The following is a 17,090-nucleotide window of genomic DNA, read 5'->3' on the forward strand; positions in this document are numbered from 1 at the left end:
GCAATTGCCCCTGTCGCTTGCGGCGAGCCTCGTTATGATGCGAAAAACGGGCCGCGCCATGCATTCACTCGGGGGAGGGGAAAGCCGCCATGCAGCAAGCTCGACTGGTCCGTCCGGCCACGCGCCACGTTCGTTCGCTCATCTTCGACAGCGCAGGATGGGACGACTTTCCCGTACGCAGCGACGACATCGTCATCTCCACCTATGCCAAGTGCGGGACGACCTGGACGCAGCGCATCGTCGGCTCGCTGGTCTTCGGCAGCGCCGCGCCCTTTCCGGTGCAGGACAGCTCGCCCTGGCCCGATTTCCGCATGCCGCCGCCGGGCGCAATGATCGCGCTGGGGGAATCGCAGACGCACCGGCGCTTCCTCAAGTCGCACCTGCCGTTCGATGCGCTGCCGGTCTACGAGGGAGTGAAGTTCATCCACGTCGCGCGCGACGGGCGCGATGCAGCGATGAGCCTCTACAACCACAAGCTTCATTACACCCCTTTCACGGTCGAGCGGATGGAGGAATTGAATCGCGAGGATCCCAAGTTCGGCGGCGAGCACGTCCCCTTCGTGCCCGAGGGCGGGCCGGGCCAGCACTTCCATGACTGGCTGCATGGCTGGGAAAACGCGATGGGCGACGAGGGTGCGAACTACTGGGTGATGGAGAACAGCTTCTGGGCCGCGCGGCGCGATCCGAACGTCCTGCTGGTCCATTTCAACGACCTCAAGGCCGATCGCGAGGGCGAGATGCGAAGGATCGCCGGATTCCTCGGGATCGACATCCCCGAAACCCTGTGGCCCGAACTGGTCGAAGCGGCGGGGTTCGATGCGATGAAGAAGAAGTCCGGCGACCTGCTGCCCAATGCGGTGAACATCTGGAAGGGCGGTGGCGATACTTTCATCAACAAGGGCACCAACGGCCGCTGGCGCGATGTCTACGACCCTCAGGACCTCGCCGATTACGACCGCATGGTCGCCGCCGAGTTCAGCCCTTCGCTCGCCGCATGGTGCGAGGGCGGCAGGCTGGTCGCCGGCGATCCGCGCGAGTTGCCCGATTGAGCCACGTGCGCACAGCGAATAGCTGCTAGGTCTGGCGGATGGCCGAATACCTCATCTTCTTCGCACTCGTATTCGGCGTGAACCTGCTGCCCGCCTTCGGGCCGCCAACATGGTCGATCATCGCGCTGTACGCCTTCAACAGCGATCTCGAACTTGCTCCGCTGGTCGGACTGGCGGCGGTGGCGGCGGCGAGCGGGCGGTTCCTCCTCGGCCATGCCACGCGGGCGCTGGGCACGCGATTCCTGTCGGTGAAGACCAAGGCCAATCTCACCGCGGCCCGGCAAATGCTGGAGGCGCGTCGTCGCAACACGCTGTTGGCCCTCGGACTGTTCGCGATCTCGCCCGTACCCTCGGCACAATTGTTCGAGGCGGCCGGATTGGCGCGCCTGCGCCTGCTGCCCTTCACAGTCGCCTTCTTCACAGGGCGGGTCATGTCCTACGCATTCTACGGTCTGACCGCCCAGAGCATCCGATCGACAAGCATGGGAGAGGTCCTGCGCGAGGAGATCAGCAGCCCGCTGGGTATCGCGCTTCAGGTGGCGATGCTGGCGGGGCTCGTCCTCCTCGCACGCATCGACTGGGGTGCGAAACTGACGCCAAGAGACAGCAACACGCCCTAGCGCTTGATCCAGTCCTTCGCTTCCTCGAGCTTCTCCATCGGGAAGACTTCGAAAGTGTAGGGCACGATCGGCCGGAATATCCTGGCGGTGCGAACCAGCCACGGAACGTCTGTTACCATTGCGATGCGTGTGAAATCCCTGACATGGCGCAGGTCGAATTTCGTGTCCTCCCACGCCGCATCGCCCGAAAATGTCGTGTAGTCATCTCCCATCACGAACAGCAGCTTGAGCTTGTCGTGATCCTTCAGCCTGTTCTCGACCAGCGGGATAAGGACATCGTGATAGTCCTGTGCAGTGATGATCCCAACCGCCCGCACGGCGATTACATCGCGCGGCAGGCCTTCGATGACCTCGAAGCGGCCCGGGTCATCCTCACTCGCGCGCAGCCAGGCCTTGGCGTCCTCTATCTTGCGCGAAGGGAAGCGCCGGATTGTCGCCTTCGTGAATAGATTGGCGATTTCGGGAGCAAGCGACAGCAGGGGCGAGTCGCCCACCACCGCTACCTTCTCCACGATCTTCTGGTGTTCCTTCACGAAGTGGAAGTGCCGGGTGAGAGCTCCCACGCTGTCCCAATGGGGAAGGCCTTCGACGCTGATCAGCAGGTTGGGGACTCGATCCGTCTCGTTGATCCGGGAGTCGATAGCGGCTGCGAGATCCGCGAAATCCTGCTCGCTTAGCGCGCCCTTCGGCCGCAGGATCACGAATTCTTCGTGGGACAGGTCGATGTCGATCATGGCGGGACTCCTTCTCTTGCGGATTGCAATTTCTCCACTGACGGGGTCAGTGTCGTTGTCCTCGATCAAATTTTTCTGCGCGGGACGGATGCGCGACGGCCGGACGCAATAGACTCCCACTCCAAGGCAAGTTAGCCTTCCTCCGGGCCGCCGAGACTCCATCAGGGGGAGAGCGTCCATGTCCCATCATCATTACATCATCTCGCGCCGAACGTTTGCCGTTGGGGTTATTGGTGCGGCCGCGGCCGGGCCGCGTGCGCTGGCGCAGGCGGTCACGGCAACGTCGGAAATGGGGCCGTTCTATCCTGCCGGGTATCGCGGTGAGACCGATGCGGACCTGACGCGGGTTGCCGGTGCCGCCAAACGCGCGGAGGGCCAGGTAATCGAGGTCGTCGGGCGCGTGCTCGACAAGATGGGAAATCCCATCCGCGGGGCCCAGCTCGACATCTGGCAGGCCAATACCCACGGACGCTACGACCATCCGCAGGACCCCGCGATCATGCCGCTCGACCCCGGCTTCCAGGGCTTTGCCCGGATCACCACCGGGGGCGACGGCAGCTGGAAGCTGGCCACGATCAAGCCGGGCAGCTATGACAGCCCGATCGGCAACCGCCCACCGCACATTCATATGGACGCCATCGGACCCAATACGCGGGCCATGCTGCAAATGTATTTCCCAGAGGATGCCGCGGCGAACGCGCGGGACTCGCTCTACAAGACGCTTGGCGCGGATGCGCCGACATCTGTCGCCAGCGCGCTGGGCGATCATCGATACAGCTGGGACATTGTGCTGCTGGAAGGATAGAGTTTGCGTCTTCGACAGGCCGCATGCGCATCACGACCCGGCGCAACGGGCGCACTGCAGCAGCGGGTTCGGCTGGCGCGCACGGGGCTGAAACCCCATATCGGGCGTTGATACAAGGAACGGCAAGAAGGAACACCAGCCATGCAGGTCCAGTTCAATTCCGACAGCAGCGTCATGGGCACCGACAACGTCGCCAGCCGCATCGAGGCGCGAGTTCGCGACAAGCTCGGACGGTTCGAAGAGCGGCTGACCCGGCTGGAGGTGCACCTTCACAACGACCATCGCCACACGCACGGTCATGACGACAAGGCCTGCACTTTGGAGGCGCGCCCCCGCGGTGGGCGGGCTATCGGGGTAACCGAGCACGGCTCGACCGTTGACGATGCCGCGCGTCGCGCTGCGATTACACTGGCCCAGCGGCTCGACCGTCACTTCGGGAAGAGCGACCGCCACGGCCACGACCCGCGGCCCGACAAAGTAATGTAACCACAAAGTTTTTTGGGAGGGGGCGATGATGGAAAGCAGTACTGCGTTGAAACTGGGCGCTGCCGCGGTGGCCTTGTCACTGACCGTACCCGCAGTTGCTCAGGAGAGCGAACCTGTCTTCACACCTTCGACGCTACCCTATCCGTTCTCAGATGCGGTGCAGGTGGGGAATATCCTGTTCTTGTCCGGCGACATCGGCATGGCCGAAGACGGGCAGACCATCGCCAAAGGCGGTATGGAGGTCGAGGCGCGTCGGGTGATGATCAGGCTCGGCGAGCGCCTTGCGACCCATGGCCTGAACTATCGTGACGTGATCAAGTGCACTGTCATGCTGGCCGACATGGCGGATTGGCCGACCTTCAACGGCATCTATGCCGAATACTTCACCAAGCCCTTTCCGGCCCGATCGGCCATGGGCGTTAACGGGCTGGCACTCGGCGCGCGGGTCGAACTCGAATGCTGGGCACACAAACCTGCGGGGAGCGCGGACTAGACTGTGCTTGCGAGGCGGGATCGCTATGGCATGATGCCTGGCGAAATACGGAATGCGCCATGACAGAGGACGCCGCAGCATGATCAAGCTGACCTATTGTCTCCATCGCCTGCCTTCGCTCACCCGCGAGGAATTCCAGCGCTATTGGCGCGAAACCCACGCTCCGCTCGTCGCGGCAGCAAGTGAGGCCCTGGGCATCAAACGATATGTCCAATGCCACACAGTAGAGAGCGCGATCGGCGACGGGACGGCGGACGGTCGCAATATGCCGCATGGCGAGGGCGAGGACTACGACGGCGTCGCCGAGCTCTGGTTCGACAGCGAAGATGCCGTGGCCGCGATGACTGCGACCCAGGAAGGGCTCCGCCACGCGCACATCCTGCTCGAGGACGAGCGCAATTTCATCGACTTCACGCGAAGCCGGGCATTCATCGGCAGCGAGAACGTGGTGATCGGATAGGTTTGGGGAGGAAGTAGATGGGAGAGATAGCCGAGAAGCCAGTTTACCGCGTGCCCTTCGTCGAACGCACCGGTATGCGGCGGCTGGAGGAAGGGCGCGGGCATTCGAAACTGCTCATGCCGCTCGCCCCCAATGCCAATCACGTCGATGTCATGTACCTCGGCGCATTTTGCGTCTTGGCCGAGGCGGTTGCGGCAGGGCCGGGCATCTCGATCCTCGATACCGAGCGTTATTTCCCGATCATCAAGGACATCGCAGTCGACTTCCACCGGATGGCGGCCAGCGACGTAACTGCCGAATACACTCTGTCCGAGGATGAAATGGCTCGGCTCCTATCCGACCTCGAGAGCAAGGGTAGTGCGACCTACGTCGCGCAGGTGCCCATGCACGATGCCGAAGGGATCGAAGTGGCGACAGGCAAGGTCACCGTGAAACTTCTCAGCCACGGCTGGAGGAAAGCCGGCTGACACTCAGGTCGCAGGCTGCTGGGTCAGTCGGACGAGGGCCCAGTCATAGCCCAGTTCCTTCACGCGTCGCTGCAGTAGTTCGCGCAGGACAGCGTCAGGTTGCGGCTCACGCGTCAGCATCCACAGGTATCGCCCACTGGGTTCACCCACGATCGACCATTCGTAAAGGCCATTGGTCCCCGTTGGACCGTGGTCGAGAACCCAGTAGTCGCCGTAGAACGGTCCGAAGAAACTGACCTTCAGCTTCGCACCCTGGCTGTCCTCGACAACCTTTGCCTTGCCGGTCGACTGGTCGAACTTGCCGTCGAGGCTGTCGCGATAACACGAGTTGACCACTTTGATCGTCCCATCGTCACGCCGCGAGTACTCTGCGGTCACACCTTCGCAGCCTCTTTGGAATGGGGCTTCGTAGCGGCCGTATTCGTACCATTTGCCGAGATAGGCATCGAGCGCCACAGGTTTGGCCGGTTGAGGGACTGCAATATTGCCTACCGGGCCGGGCGTGCCGACGCAGCCTGCGGCAGCTATTCCCAGCGGCAAGAGGACGGTGAGAGCAAGGATCTTTCGGTTCATGGCCTTGGCAACACGCCAGCGGAACAGGTGTTCCTAGAACACTAGCGGGCCGGGCCACCACGCCATTTGCGGCCTGGCCACCAGTCGGGATCGAACCATTGGCAGGCCATATCTGGTCGCGCATCCGCCAAGGCCATAAAGCCTTCGAAATTCGACACCGCCTTGGCGCACTGGAGCCGGCTGAGATTGCGACAGGTGATGAGTGGGGAAAGATCCTTGTCCTTCACGCTCGTGCTGACAAGCGACAGTTCGGAAAAGGCAAAGCCGTCCAACGGATCGAGGCTTTCCAGTTTCTGAGTGGTATTTATCGATCCGTCGAGGCCGAGCATCTCGAGCCGGTCCTTAAGCGGCCTGATCCAGCGTAGGTCAAAGAGATGTTTGGCGTTCTCGATTTCCAGCCGGGTCAGGCCGAATATTCGGGTAAGGGGTGTGAAATCGGTGATGTTGCGCGGTGAATCGAGCTTGAGGCGATGGAGTTTTTTCAGGCGGGTCAGGCCTTCGAGAGATTCGGCAGTGATTGGCCATTCGAGCGTCAGCCACTCGAGATTTTCGAGTTCGCAAATCTCGTCGAGGAAGTCCTGGGTTACGGCGCTCGCGGTCAGGATGCGCAATTTCTTCCGGGTAGAGATTCCGCGAAAACTCTCCTTCTCGCGGTGATGCACTCCAACTTCTGAATCGGGCCCGATCTTCAGTCGCTCGCTGAACTCGTCTCGCTCCATGCTCAAGCAGGCTCAGCGCTTGCGGACAAATTCCGCACGCAGCACGAGCCCCTTGATGCCAGGATACTTGCAGTCGATTTCCTGCGGGTCGCCGGTCAGCCGGATCGATTTGATGAGCGTGCCCTGCTTGAGGGTCTGGCCGGCGCCCTTGACGTCGAGATCCTTGATGAGCGTCACCGCATCGCCATCGGCGAGAAGATTGCCGACTGCGTCACGCACTTCGACCTGTCCCTCGGCAGCCTGTCTTGCAGCCAGCTCGCTTGCAGGCAGCCATTCGCCGCTTTCCTCGTCATACACGTACTCTTCGTCGCCGCCCGACATGTCCGAACTCCTGCTTTTGCTGAGCGCGGTTCCCTAGGCGATGCGCACACGCTTTTCCATCACGGGGTCGAGAGAAATGCGGTCGATACCTCGGAGTACCATGTGGATCCGTACAACCACGCTGCAATCACATAGGTGGCAAACAGTATAGGCGCTCCGACCCGGTAGACCGGATGTAGCGCGCCGCGCGAATAGAGATCCCAGGCCATGCCCATCGCGACTAGCAACATCGATCCGCCGAAGCCGAAAGCGAGGTGGGCAAAGTAACTTTGCGACTCCCAGAACAGAGCCGGATCGAAGGATGAAACGGTGCGCAAGTGCGCACCTGCGCAGATCGACGCGGTTGCCATGAGTATCAGGCGCTTGTGCGCGGGCGGATTCTTTCGCGCTGCCCAGGCAAATGGGACAAGTACTGCAAAGGTAGTGAGGTATGTCAGGGTAACGATGGAGAACGCGCCGCTTTGCCCGGCGGCGACTTCACGTTTCTGGGCCGCGAACTCGGCAGTGCCTGCGGAAACCAGCATCACCATGGCAAGCGGCAACATGGCAACTCCCAGTTTGCGATGCCAGTCGATGCGCTTTGTGGCGGCAAACCATGCCTGCATGGCCAGCAGGAAAAGCCAGGCGGCAAAGCTCCAGACGTGCAGGACCAACCAGGGAGATGCGGGCTCCTGGTAGTCGTCGAAGAAGCGCTGGCTCACCGGCTCGCGAAATCCGAGCAGGACGATGAGTAGGATGTAAAGCCACAGTGCGGCCCAGAACCGGCTGTCGCCTTCGTGACGAGTAGCAAAACTTGCTTCCATGCGGACCTCCCCCAAGGCCGCGACCCGATGCTTCGAGGATGCAGCTAATTGGACGGCGAGGCAATGGTGCCAAGCCGGGGGTGCATGCTCGGGATCGTTGGGTTAGTACTGGGCGGCACCCGCAACGGCGGCGGAAACATCGACAATTCGCACAGTGCCATCATTTGTGCTCGTTGTTGAGATGCCTGAGTGATCCTGTTCTGCAGGTTCGTCCTGCCCCAGGACTGCCGGCTCGGCATGGGCAAGCTGCTCAATCTCCCGATCACTGAATTCGTCGTCATAGGACGCGTCGAGCATCACCGGATCGGCGCCTTCCCACCAACTATCACTCCTGCCCCTGAGCCGTCCATGGAGAGAGAGTTCCGCAACCGGGATCGTTCCCTCTGGCGTTACCAAGTCATAATGGTCCGGTGGGCGATCTTCTGCGGCAATTGCCGCGAAGTTATCCTGGTCAATCCGGGTGCCTGCAACGGCCGATGCAGTATCTTCCATCAGCATCGGGGTCGATCCAATGGCCTTTCCACTTATCGCACCGATCGCAGCCACCGTAATTGCTGCGATGCCTAGGGTCGCCTTGAGGGGGAAAGGTCGTGACAGGGTGGACATGGTGACGGTGGGTGCAACGCGCGCCATGGCCCATGTGTTCCGGCGCGGTTTTTACCGAATGACCCCTTCACCCCTCCTTAACCCCGCCGGGAAACGCCCCTGCAATGGTTCAAGGTGCAGGTTAACGGCGCGGTGACAATTGGCCGCTAGAGCGCCCTCGGGCGCAATTCGGGGAGTTTCGTACAGATGCACTCGTTGCAGCACACTTTTGCGGATGCAGAAGGGGAGAGCGCATGGGAAACCAAGTTGCGAGCCCATTTCCTTGCCGGCGAGCTCGACGATGCCCATGCGGTTCTCGAAGCGGCACTGGCGGAACTCGATAGTGATTTCGGGCGCATGTGTCTCCGGACAGGGCCCGAGAACGTCACGATCAGTGGTTGGGAAGAGCTTGTCGAGGCGATCCGTGATCATGAGGGTGATCCGATCACAGGGGTAACCCTTGCCATTGCCAATGAGGCGGACCGTGCGTTCGAAAAGGGGCAAGTGCATCACCCTTACATGATGCTCGGCCTTTACACCGATGAAGGGTTCGAATTCAGCAGCGCGGCGGCAGACGACCTGCTTGCGCAGACCGAAACGGAAGACGGTCCCGCGTGGGCGGGTTACGACGAGGACATCGAGGTTTATCTCGACCTTGAAGGTCTCGATGCGATCAACACCGCCCTTCTGCATCACAAGGAGCGCCACTTCTTCCGCGATGGTCGGCCCGAGAATGCTCCGCTGCGATATGTGGAATATGTGCTTGGCTGCTGGTGGCGCGCGTTGCTTTTCCATCAGTCGGTCGCCAGCGAATGTGCAATTCACGGGCTGCCCGGTGGAATTCCGGTCGTGGCCGGAACTGTCGAGATGCGCCCCGAAATCGTCACCGTTCACGGGATCGGCGCAAGGACGGTGGAGAAAGCCCGCGTGGTTGAAATAAGGCCAGCAGCACCGATCATTGCGGCAGATTTCATCCAGGTCCGAACGGTCGAGGAGATCGTGGAACTGACCGGCGCCGACCTTCGCCGCAAGGTCATCGAAACCGGCCAAGAGGACGAGCCCGAAGCGAAGCGCGGTATCATCGCTCGTATCTTCGGTCGGTGACGCCGGGGTCTGGACTCCCTTCGCTCACCGGCTAGGTTGTTGGCCAAAGGGAGAGAGGCGATGAGCAAGACCGAAGGCGGCTGCCTGTGCGGCCAGGTGCGCTACAGTTTCCAGGGCGATCCTGCGGCGGCGATGGTGTGCCATTGCACACATTGCCAGAAACAATCGGGCAGCGCCTTTTCGACCATTCTCGGCGTTCCGGAAGGTGCGATCCAAGTTTCGGGCGAGACGAAGACCTACCATGATGCCGGAGAGAGCGGGAAGTCCGTGGAGCGCATCTTTTGTCCCAATTGCGGTTCTCCGTTGATTTCGAAGGTCGAGGTCGCGCCTGGAATGGCCTTTGTGAAAGCCGGCACGCTTGACGACGCTTCACGTTTTGAGCCGACGGCGCATATCTGGACGCGCAGCAAGCAATGCTGGGTGGACACCGGCGAGACGCCCGCCTTCGACACAAATCCCGGCTGACACTTTTAACAAATTTTGCATTCAGGCGAACTTTCGGAATTTCCGATTCGTCCCATCGCGCCGCCCAACCTTTCCGCCGCAATCATCATGCGGAAGACAGGGCGATAATGCTATCGGTGCAACCGGATCGTAAGAAGTCGAGGGACGCTAAAAATGAGGGTTTCGGCAAGAATACTTGCCGCGGGCATCGCGCTCGCGGCGACGGCTGGGTGTGGTAGTGCACCCAGTGGCAACTATCGCCCGCAAAGTGTGGCCAATGTCAGGCCTGTTGCGCCGCAGCAGCATGTTGCTGTGGCTCCCGCAAAGGCCATGCCGCGCGCGGAAATATGGCGCCTGCGTTCCGGCCTCAACGTCGCTGCGTTATCGTGTCGGGGGCGGGGAGTGGAAAACGTCAACGGGCATTATGCGCAACTGCTGAAGCGGCATTCGGTGCTGCTCGACCAGACATATCGCCAAGAGGTCGCCAGGTACGGCGTAGCTGGCTTGGACCGCCAGCAGACCAAAGTTTACAACCGTTTCGCAATGCAGCGGTCTCCTCAGAAATTCTGTGGGGTTGCAGCTGATGTGGCACGACAGGCGAACGCCATGAGTTCTGCCGAACTTTCGCCTGCTTCACCGGGACTCGTTGCGCGGCTCGAGGGCGGGCTGCGCTAAGCAAAGTCTGCCTTTTCACCGCTTGCGCCGTCGCCGGCGGGCGCTAGGCTGGCTTCCTCAAGGGAGGGATCCAGCCTATGGTAAGCTTGCCTGCGCGGCTCGTGAATTTCGGCCTGCCGCTGCTCGGCATCAGGCGCTTCTTCAGCCAGCCCGAAAAGCTTGATGCGCGCATCGCCGGATTGCGTCGCAAGCCTTCTCCACGACCCGGGAAGGGCGTCCTCGCAGAATTCGATGTCACCGAGGACACTAGTCGTGGCTATCCGGTCGTAACGATGGTGCCCAAGGGCGCTGCGGAAAGTGATGCGCCGCATCTCCTTTACCTCCACGGCGGTGGGTATGTGATGGACGTTGCGGCGCTGCACTGGTCGGCGCTTGCGCGGCTATGCTCGATACTGGGGGCATCGGCCACAGTTCCTGTCTATCCGCTCGCCCCCGAACACAAGGCGCCCCATATCCTCGGCGAAATGCGCAAGCTTTATGGCGAGCTTGTCGAAAGCCACGGCGCCCAGCGTATTACAATCATGGGCGACAGTGCCGGTGGTGGCATGTCTTTGGCGCTTGCCCAGATCATCAGGGATGATGACGGACCATTGCCAGGTTCGTTGGTGCTGTTTTCGCCGTGGCTTGACGCGACGGCATCGGAGCCCGAGCAAAAGGAGATCGAGAAGCGCGACCGAATGATCGCCGTCTCTGGCCTTGAGGCTTGCGGTCAACTTTACCGCGGTGAGCTGGAACTGACCGACCCCCGCGTCAGCCCGTTGTTCGGTGCCGTCCAAGGCCTGCCGCCAATGGCGATCTTTTCCGGGACCAGCGACATCCTTGTGGTTGACGGCAGAAGGCTGGACGCGCGTCTCCGTGAAACTGGATTATCGACGCACGAGTATCACGAATACCACGGCATGTTCCACGTCTGGATGCTTCTACCCATTCCCGAGGGCAGGCGTGCAATCGAACAAACTGCAGACTTCATCTGCCGACACTTGAGGACCCAATAATGCGCCTGCCCAATTTTGCGATCCTGTTGGCAAGTGCTTCCCTTGCCTCGTGCCAATCCGCAGGAAGCGAGGGCAATGGCGGGCCGACCCCGGCATTCGATGGAATATCGGTCACCGAGACTGTGAAGTTCACTGGAACCGAGCCTTTCTGGGGCGGCTCAATTGCCACCAACGTGGCAAACTATTCAACGCCGGACGACCCCGGCGGTACCAGCTTTCCCGTCGAACGATTTGCAGGCCTCAATGGCGTCAGTTTCAGCGGCAAGCTAGGCGATGCGACCTTCGATCTCATGGTGACCCCGGGCAAATGTTCCGACGGGATGAGTGACCTTACTTATCCCTTCGTTGCCACACTCATGATCGGCTCCGAAAAGCGGGAAGGCTGTGCCTGGACCGACAAACAGCCATTCACTGGAGGCGAAGCCGCGTGAAGGGCTCGGTATCGAGAGGTTGGCGTACCTTTTTCTGGATTGCAGCAGCCTACAATCTGGTGATTGGATCTGTTGGATTCCTTGCTGCGCATTGGGCTTCTCCCGAAGCGATCAACGGCGTGCTGATTTTCTGCTTCGGGATCGTCTACGCGCTGGTTGCGGGCAATCCGACGCGGTTCGCCCCCGCATTGCTCGCGGGCATTCTGGGCAAGGCAATGGTCGTCGCCATGCTTGGGCCACCGAACTGGTTCGGCAATGGAGATGCCGCAGTCGGAGCAATCGTAGCGGGCGACCTGTTGTTCACCCTGGGGTTTGTCCTCTTCCTCTGGAGGCGCCGAGAAAATGCGTGAAGTCCCAGCCATGCCACGTCTCCTGGGTTTGGCAGGACTGCTTCCGCAGTTCGCCTGCGCTGCCATCCTTTATGCCGGGCCACCCGATTGGCGTTATGCTGCGCTTTCGTTGGCCTTCGCCTACGCCGCGCTGATCTTTGCCTTCCTTGGCGGGATGTGGTGGGGCTTTGCTGCTGCAGCGCCTGCAGCGGAGCGTCGTCAGGCGCTCGGTTGGCTGTGGGTTGCGGCAGTCCTCCCCAGCCTCGTCGCGCTGGCGGCCTTCCTTCCATGGGTATTTGGCTGGGCCTGGCCCGAACCATCCCTCGCAATGCTAGGTGGGGCAATTCTGCTGAGCCCCGCGATCGATGCAAGGCTCGGCCCGCTTGCCCCGCGCTGGTGGATGTCGCTTCGCGTAACGCTGTCGTTGGGGTTGGGTATCGCAACTCTGCTCGTCGCATTGGCCTGAGAATCGCCATTTCTGCGGGAACCGAGCCTCGCTCGCGTCATTGATGCCTGAATCCCGAATCCGCTGAGCGGTCTGCATCGAGTTGCTTGTGAGTGACGATCCCAAGAATCTGGAAGGACATGGTCCGCAAGCGCATATGCGTTTCGACACCAGTCCGGGCCGCTTCCGCGAGGCGCATCCCGAAGATTCATTTTCGGGTTCGTCGGGCGTCCTGTTCGAGCAGGCCATGGCCCAGACGCGCATGGCCATCTGTCTTACGGACCCATATCAGGACGATAATCCGATAATATTTGCCAATCGGGCGTTTCGCGCCCTGACAGGGTATGAAGAGGAAGAGATTATCGGGCGCAATTGCCGCTTCCTTCAGGGGCCCGACACAGCTCGGGAACCCGTCCGGCAGTTACGCAGCGCGATCGACACCGAGGAGGTGACGGTCGTCGAAATGCTCAATTATCGCAAGGACGGGTCGAGCTTCTGGAATGCGCTCCATTTGGGGCCTATCTACGACAATGATGGCAAGCTGGTCTATTACTTCGGTAGCCAGTGGGACGTCAGCGACGTGCGTGCCGCGCGTTCCGAAGAGCGCCATGCGCGAATGCTTGCCCGCGAACTTTCGCACCGCATGAAGAACATGTTCTCGGTCATTTCAGGTATCGTGAATGTGACGGGGAGAGTGCGCGGGATCGAGGCCGAAGCGGCCGAAATCAACGCACGGATCCAGGCCTTGGGCCGGGCATACGAGACGACCCTCGACGATGCTTCTTCCGGCACGATCGAACTCGGACAAGCTGTGCGGTCCATCCTCTCGCCCTATGATGCGGACGGCCATCGCATGGACCTGGTCGGAAACGGGGGAAGGGTAAGCTTCGCAGCGATATCGCTTGTGGGTCTCATCCTTCACGAACTGGCGGCAAATGCGACGAAATACGGCGCTTGGTCGGCTGACAATGGACGCGTGACGGTCAGCTGGCTGCCGGAAGACGAGAACGGACAGGTGAAACTGAGCTGGCTGGAAACGGGCGGGCCGCCGGTCGATGTTTCGATGATCGGGCCCGGAACCGGCTCCGCAATCACGGACCGCATGCTCAGGACAGGCGGCGGCGCAATCGAACGTATTTGGAACCGGAACGGCCTCCACGCCGTTGTAACGCTGCCAGCATAGCGGGGGCACATTTGCTGATGGACCGACCTACAAGCATTCTACTCGTCGATGACGAACCCCTGATCCTCATGGATCTCGAGTTCGCAGCGGAGGACGAGGGCTTGCATCCCTATTGCGGGGCGACCATCGCTACCGCACTTGCGCATATCGAGAGCGGGATCGATTGTGCCGTCCTCGACGTGAGCTTGCAGGATGGCGAGAATTGCCTGCCGATCGCGCTCGAGCTCGACAAGCGCGGCATCCCGTACGTCATCCATTCCGGCGACCTCGACAGGCAGAACGAGACTATTCGCTCGCTCAACGCCTATCGCATCGCCAAGCCCGCCTGCTCGCGCAAGGTCGTGGGTGCGGCAATCGAAGCCTACAGCCAGACACGCGGCGGCATGTTGGCTGCCGCCGAATAGAACGTCAGTAGAGACCCGGTACCTGGTACTGCGCTGCACTCGCCTTGGGTGGCGTCCCCATCAGGCGCCTCTTGGCCCCTTCCTGCGCAGCCGTGCCCTTCGTCGCCTGCGAAATGGCGGTACAGCTACGACCGGCGAGATAATCCAGCGCGACACTGATCGATGCTTCGGTCGGGTCACCCAGCGGAGTCAGGAGATCGTCTCCCGCAGCACAGGTAACCGGCATCACGCTGGCGAGGCCGGAATAATAGTCGCCCCCGTTCGCGGCATTCACCGTACGGAAAGTGACTGCGCGTAGGCGATCGTCGCAGGCCGATCGGTCGAAGCCATTCTGCCCCACGGGCTTTCCGTAGGTATCGCTACCTACCAAAGCGATGTTGCCGTTGAGGTAAGGGATGAAAGCATTTGCGACGAGTTCGCTTGCCGAGGCGGTCCCTTCCGTACCGATTACGGCGATCTTTGTTGCTCCGATTGCCTGGGCTTCGGCAGCGAAATTGTAAGTCCTGTTCTGGCTTGCCTTTGAATCGCGATAGAGGGTCTTGCTGAACAATTGCCCCACACGATTGGCGCCAAGCAGGTCACCCAGCGTTTCGGCTACAGTGACCAGTCCGCCCCCGTTGTAGCGGAAATCAAGGATCACCTGGGTGACGCCCTGCGCCTTGAACTGGCCGATGGCGGTCCGCAGTTGAGCCTTGGCGTCATCGACGATGAAGGTGCGAAGATTGATATAGCCGACCTTGGTGCCGCCGTTGTCGATGATCTTCGCGCCGTAGCGGTCGGAAACGGGGTCGAGCGAATAGTTCGCCTTGGTAACGCTAATCGTCGTTTCAGCGCCGCTCGGCTGACGGATGGTAAGAGAACGGGTGACCCCAGGGTCGCTTGGGCCGAGCGCATTGCTCACTGCTGCCGCACCGCCGCTTGCCATAAGCGCGGAAACGGTCTGGCCGTTGATGGCGATAATCTCGGTTCCGCGGTCGATCCCGCCCGCCAGGGCTGGAGCTCCCTCGAAAGCTTCTGCCACAAACACGCGTCCCGCGGCGACATCATAGCTCAGTCGAACGCCGAAACCGGCATTCGAACCGCTGTTGATCAGCGCGTCTTCTTCCTTGATCGAGGTGATGTAGGTGAACGTCCGGTCCGCGCCGAAGAGCTGGTCGCTCGGCGCAGTCAGCGCGTCGATATAGCTCTGCAATGTGCTGTGATTCGCCTTGTTGACGCTGGTGTCCAGCAGGTTCGGGAACAGGTACCACTCGTTGAGCTGGGCAAGAACCCAGTCCTGCCGTGCGCCAAGCGAACAATCGGCCGCGCCTACGCCACCGCCGGTGCCACCCCCACCAATCGTGTTACCGCCCCCGCCACCACAAGCAGCGAGCGAAAAGGCCAGCGCGGCGCTGAGAATGGTGCGACCCATAGACATAAAGAACCCCTCCAGACGCGATCTGTCACGCGAACAGTCGATAAAGGGAATGCGCCATTAACCAGCGCTGAGCAAATTTTTTGCCTTCGTGAGTTGTCGGGAAGGGCAAATTCGGACGAAATGCTCTGAAAACGGTGCAAATACGCCTTGGGTGCATGGTTTTCCTCCGGCGCCTGTGCCTTAACCCGTCGAATCGAAGGGGCGCGGGGGTCGCGGCTCGCACGAGGAAGTTTAATGTCGAGTGGTTCCGGGGGTTGGGTCGCAAGCGCTGTCGGTGGCGGTGAGGTTCCGGCCAATCTGACGCTCGGCAGGGTTGCGGACGAGCGCGTTCTCGGCCGGTCTGGCTTTGCGCTGACCAGCGACGCATTTCGCCATGGCGGCGAACTGGACCCGTGCTTCACCGCTTGCGAAGAAGATTCTGTCGCACCGCCGCTTGAATGGACCGCCCCTCCCCCAGGAGCGCAGGAAATCGCTCTTGTTGTCGAGGATGCCGACAAGGGCCATGTCCACTGGGCCGTCTGGGGCATCAAGCCGCAGAAGGGCAAGCTGCTCGAAGGCGAGACCCCGCCGAGAACCGGCAAGAACGCCTACGGCAATTCCGAATGGTTGCTCCCCGACCCGCCGCTTGGCGAGGAGCACCGCTACGTATTCCAGCTCTTTGCGCTCGATCTCCCGCTCACACTGATGCCGGGGGCGACGCATGAGGAACTCGTCCAGCAAATGGACGGACACGTGACCGCCGCCGCGGTTCTCACCGCCCGTTTCGAAGGCCATGAGGTCGAAGAATGGGACGCTGATGACCTCGACGACGATGACTGAAGCATAGCCAAGGAAAGGATTAGTCATGGCTGGCAAGAACAACGCCCTGCAGAAGCCGGTGAATCTCACGCCGGAACTCGAAGCCGTCGTCGGCAAGGGTCCGATGACCCGCGCCCAGGTGACTTCGAAGGTCTGGGATCACATCAAGGCTAACAACCTGCAGGATTCCAAGGACAAGCGCATGATCAATCCCGATGCCAAGCTCGGCGCGGTGATCGGCAAGGACCAGATCTCCATGTTCAAGATGACGGGCGCCGTCTCGAAGCACATGAGCTAAAGGTCATCGGCGGCGTAGCGGCCAGTCCGTTACGCCGCCGGTCCACAAGGCCAGCCACACCAACAGTGGCTGCGCAAACATTCTTGGCACATGATAGCCGAGGCCCAGCCCGCCATCGGGCCGCGCCATGTCGAGCGCGAAGTGATGGATATTCGCTGGAAACACGCAAACTGCATAGAGCGCGAGGCCGATCGCGCCTGCCTTCCTGAGCTTCGGGTACCAGCCCTGAACCAGTGCAAGCGCGCCGAGCAGCTCGGCCACCCCGGTCCAAAACACGACGGTTTCCGGCAGCGGTACCCAGCGCGGCGTGATTGTCAGGAAGGGTTCCGGCGAAGCGAGGTGCGCGTAGCCTGCAAGCGCATAGAACACACCCATGACGTAGCGCAGCATGGTCCGGACGCGGGTCATTCGGCGAAAGCTTCGACGCCCTTCCAGAACGCGATCCGGTCCTT

26 protein-coding genes are annotated in these 17,090 nt (G+C 61.2%); 18 read left to right on the forward strand and 8 right to left on the reverse strand.

Going from position 1 to position 17,090, the window contains the following annotated elements:
- Positions 1–89: 89 nt before the first annotated feature.
- Both IRL76_RS00230 and IRL76_RS00235 read left to right on the forward strand, forming a co-directional pair.
- Positions 90–1,049: a sulfotransferase domain-containing protein gene (locus IRL76_RS00230; RefSeq protein WP_200982069.1), complete on the forward strand. Its 960-nt coding sequence runs from the start codon at positions 90–92 to the stop codon at positions 1,047–1,049.
- Positions 1,050–1,087: 38 nt separating this feature from the next.
- Complete coding sequence (locus IRL76_RS00235; protein ID WP_200982071.1) at positions 1,088–1,669, forward strand: hypothetical protein; 582 nt, start codon at positions 1,088–1,090, stop codon at positions 1,667–1,669.
- On the opposite strand, the gene IRL76_RS00240 is transcribed toward IRL76_RS00235, so the two are convergent.
- The gene (locus tag IRL76_RS00240) at positions 1,666–2,403 is read right to left on the reverse strand and encodes a SpoIIAA family protein (protein ID WP_200982073.1); all 738 of its coding nucleotides are present in this window, start codon (positions 2,401–2,403) and stop codon (positions 1,666–1,668) included. The genes IRL76_RS00235 and IRL76_RS00240 overlap by 4 nt on opposite strands.
- A gap of 178 nt (positions 2,404–2,581) precedes the next feature.
- Between IRL76_RS00240 and IRL76_RS00245 the strand changes: the two genes are divergently transcribed.
- The 5 genes from IRL76_RS00245 to IRL76_RS00265 all read left to right on the forward strand — a co-directional run bounded on the left by IRL76_RS00245 (position 2,582) and on the right by IRL76_RS00265 (position 5,114).
- Positions 2,582–3,208, forward strand: a complete 627-nt coding sequence (locus IRL76_RS00245) for a dioxygenase family protein (RefSeq protein WP_200982075.1) — start codon at positions 2,582–2,584, stop codon at positions 3,206–3,208.
- Positions 3,209–3,349: 141 nt separating this feature from the next.
- Entirely contained in the window at positions 3,350–3,694 is a 345-nt protein-coding gene (locus tag IRL76_RS00250) for an HPF/RaiA family ribosome-associated protein (RefSeq protein ID WP_200982077.1), read from the forward strand.
- Between the two features lie 25 nt (positions 3,695–3,719).
- The gene (locus tag IRL76_RS00255) at positions 3,720–4,187 is read left to right on the forward strand and encodes a RidA family protein (protein ID WP_246449865.1); all 468 of its coding nucleotides are present in this window, start codon (positions 3,720–3,722) and stop codon (positions 4,185–4,187) included.
- Positions 4,188–4,266: 79 nt separating this feature from the next.
- Positions 4,267–4,647 (forward strand): EthD domain-containing protein, encoded by a 381-nt coding sequence (locus tag IRL76_RS00260; RefSeq protein WP_200982079.1) that lies wholly within the window; start codon positions 4,267–4,269, stop codon positions 4,645–4,647.
- Between the two features lie 17 nt (positions 4,648–4,664).
- Positions 4,665–5,114 (forward strand): PaaI family thioesterase, encoded by a 450-nt coding sequence (locus IRL76_RS00265; protein WP_200982081.1) that lies wholly within the window; start codon positions 4,665–4,667, stop codon positions 5,112–5,114.
- Between the two features lie 3 nt (positions 5,115–5,117).
- Here IRL76_RS00265 and IRL76_RS00270 read toward each other — a convergent pair whose 3' ends face one another.
- From IRL76_RS00270 to IRL76_RS00290, 5 genes are all read right to left on the reverse strand, one after another.
- A complete protein-coding gene (locus IRL76_RS00270) occupies positions 5,118–5,687 on the reverse strand; it encodes a lipocalin family protein (protein WP_200982083.1) in 570 nt (189 codons plus the stop codon).
- A gap of 41 nt (positions 5,688–5,728) precedes the next feature.
- Positions 5,729–6,412 (reverse strand): hypothetical protein, encoded by a 684-nt coding sequence (locus tag IRL76_RS00275; RefSeq protein WP_200982085.1) that lies wholly within the window; start codon positions 6,410–6,412, stop codon positions 5,729–5,731.
- Positions 6,413–6,418: 6 nt separating this feature from the next.
- Positions 6,419–6,727, reverse strand: coding sequence for an alkylphosphonate utilization protein (locus IRL76_RS00280; RefSeq protein WP_200982088.1), 309 nt, complete (start codon positions 6,725–6,727; stop codon positions 6,419–6,421).
- Between the two features lie 59 nt (positions 6,728–6,786).
- A complete protein-coding gene (locus tag IRL76_RS00285) occupies positions 6,787–7,530 on the reverse strand; it encodes a hypothetical protein (protein ID WP_200982090.1) in 744 nt (247 codons plus the stop codon).
- Between the two features lie 102 nt (positions 7,531–7,632).
- Positions 7,633–8,163: a hypothetical protein gene (locus IRL76_RS00290; RefSeq protein WP_200982091.1), complete on the reverse strand. Its 531-nt coding sequence runs from the start codon at positions 8,161–8,163 to the stop codon at positions 7,633–7,635.
- Between the two features lie 219 nt (positions 8,164–8,382).
- Between IRL76_RS00290 and IRL76_RS00295 the strand changes: the two genes are divergently transcribed.
- From IRL76_RS00295 to IRL76_RS00335, 9 genes are all read left to right on the forward strand, one after another.
- Positions 8,383–9,219: a hypothetical protein gene (locus tag IRL76_RS00295; RefSeq protein WP_200982093.1), complete on the forward strand. Its 837-nt coding sequence runs from the start codon at positions 8,383–8,385 to the stop codon at positions 9,217–9,219.
- Between the two features lie 60 nt (positions 9,220–9,279).
- Positions 9,280–9,684, forward strand: a complete 405-nt coding sequence (locus IRL76_RS00300; protein WP_200982095.1) for a GFA family protein — start codon at positions 9,280–9,282, stop codon at positions 9,682–9,684.
- Between the two features lie 153 nt (positions 9,685–9,837).
- On the forward strand, positions 9,838–10,338 hold the full coding sequence (locus IRL76_RS00305; protein WP_200982097.1) for a hypothetical protein: 501 nt from the start codon (positions 9,838–9,840) through the stop codon (positions 10,336–10,338).
- Positions 10,339–10,415: 77 nt separating this feature from the next.
- Positions 10,416–11,333, forward strand: coding sequence for an alpha/beta hydrolase (locus tag IRL76_RS00310; RefSeq protein ID WP_200982099.1), 918 nt, complete (start codon positions 10,416–10,418; stop codon positions 11,331–11,333).
- Positions 11,333–11,764 (forward strand): COG3650 family protein, encoded by a 432-nt coding sequence (locus IRL76_RS00315; protein WP_200982101.1) that lies wholly within the window; start codon positions 11,333–11,335, stop codon positions 11,762–11,764. The genes IRL76_RS00310 and IRL76_RS00315 overlap by 1 nt, the downstream gene beginning before the upstream one ends.
- Positions 11,765–11,823: 59 nt before the next feature.
- Positions 11,824–12,114: a hypothetical protein gene (locus IRL76_RS00320; RefSeq protein WP_200982102.1), complete on the forward strand. Its 291-nt coding sequence runs from the start codon at positions 11,824–11,826 to the stop codon at positions 12,112–12,114.
- Positions 12,107–12,559 (forward strand): DUF3429 domain-containing protein, encoded by a 453-nt coding sequence (locus IRL76_RS00325; RefSeq protein ID WP_200982104.1) that lies wholly within the window; start codon positions 12,107–12,109, stop codon positions 12,557–12,559. Before IRL76_RS00320 ends, IRL76_RS00325 begins: the two co-directional genes overlap by 8 nt.
- Positions 12,560–12,647: 88 nt before the next feature.
- Positions 12,648–13,721, forward strand: coding sequence for a PAS domain-containing protein (locus tag IRL76_RS00330; RefSeq protein WP_281388121.1), 1,074 nt, complete (start codon positions 12,648–12,650; stop codon positions 13,719–13,721).
- Between the two features lie 17 nt (positions 13,722–13,738).
- The gene (locus tag IRL76_RS00335; RefSeq protein WP_200982108.1) at positions 13,739–14,125 is read left to right on the forward strand and encodes a response regulator; all 387 of its coding nucleotides are present in this window, start codon (positions 13,739–13,741) and stop codon (positions 14,123–14,125) included.
- 4 nt (positions 14,126–14,129) lie between these two features.
- On the opposite strand, the gene IRL76_RS00340 is transcribed toward IRL76_RS00335, so the two are convergent.
- Positions 14,130–15,536 (reverse strand): S41 family peptidase, encoded by a 1,407-nt coding sequence (locus IRL76_RS00340; protein WP_343072297.1) that lies wholly within the window; start codon positions 15,534–15,536, stop codon positions 14,130–14,132.
- 240 nt (positions 15,537–15,776) lie between these two features.
- Here IRL76_RS00340 and IRL76_RS00345 point away from each other — a divergent pair, with 240 nt between their 5' ends.
- Positions 15,777–16,361 (forward strand): YbhB/YbcL family Raf kinase inhibitor-like protein, encoded by a 585-nt coding sequence (locus IRL76_RS00345; protein WP_200982112.1) that lies wholly within the window; start codon positions 15,777–15,779, stop codon positions 16,359–16,361.
- 25 nt (positions 16,362–16,386) lie between these two features.
- Positions 16,387–16,638, forward strand: a complete 252-nt coding sequence (locus IRL76_RS00350) for an SWIB/MDM2 domain-containing protein (RefSeq protein ID WP_160608914.1) — start codon at positions 16,387–16,389, stop codon at positions 16,636–16,638.
- A gap of 3 nt (positions 16,639–16,641) precedes the next feature.
- Here the strand turns inward: IRL76_RS00350 and IRL76_RS00355 are convergent, their stop codons facing one another.
- Positions 16,642–17,046, reverse strand: a complete 405-nt coding sequence (locus IRL76_RS00355) for a DoxX family protein (protein WP_200982114.1) — start codon at positions 17,044–17,046, stop codon at positions 16,642–16,644.
- Between the last annotated feature and the right edge of the window lie 44 nt (positions 17,047–17,090).

The sequence above is a fragment of the Qipengyuania soli genome (assembly GCF_015529805.1).
Classification (GTDB): Bacteria; Pseudomonadota; Alphaproteobacteria; order Sphingomonadales; family Sphingomonadaceae; genus Qipengyuania; species Qipengyuania soli.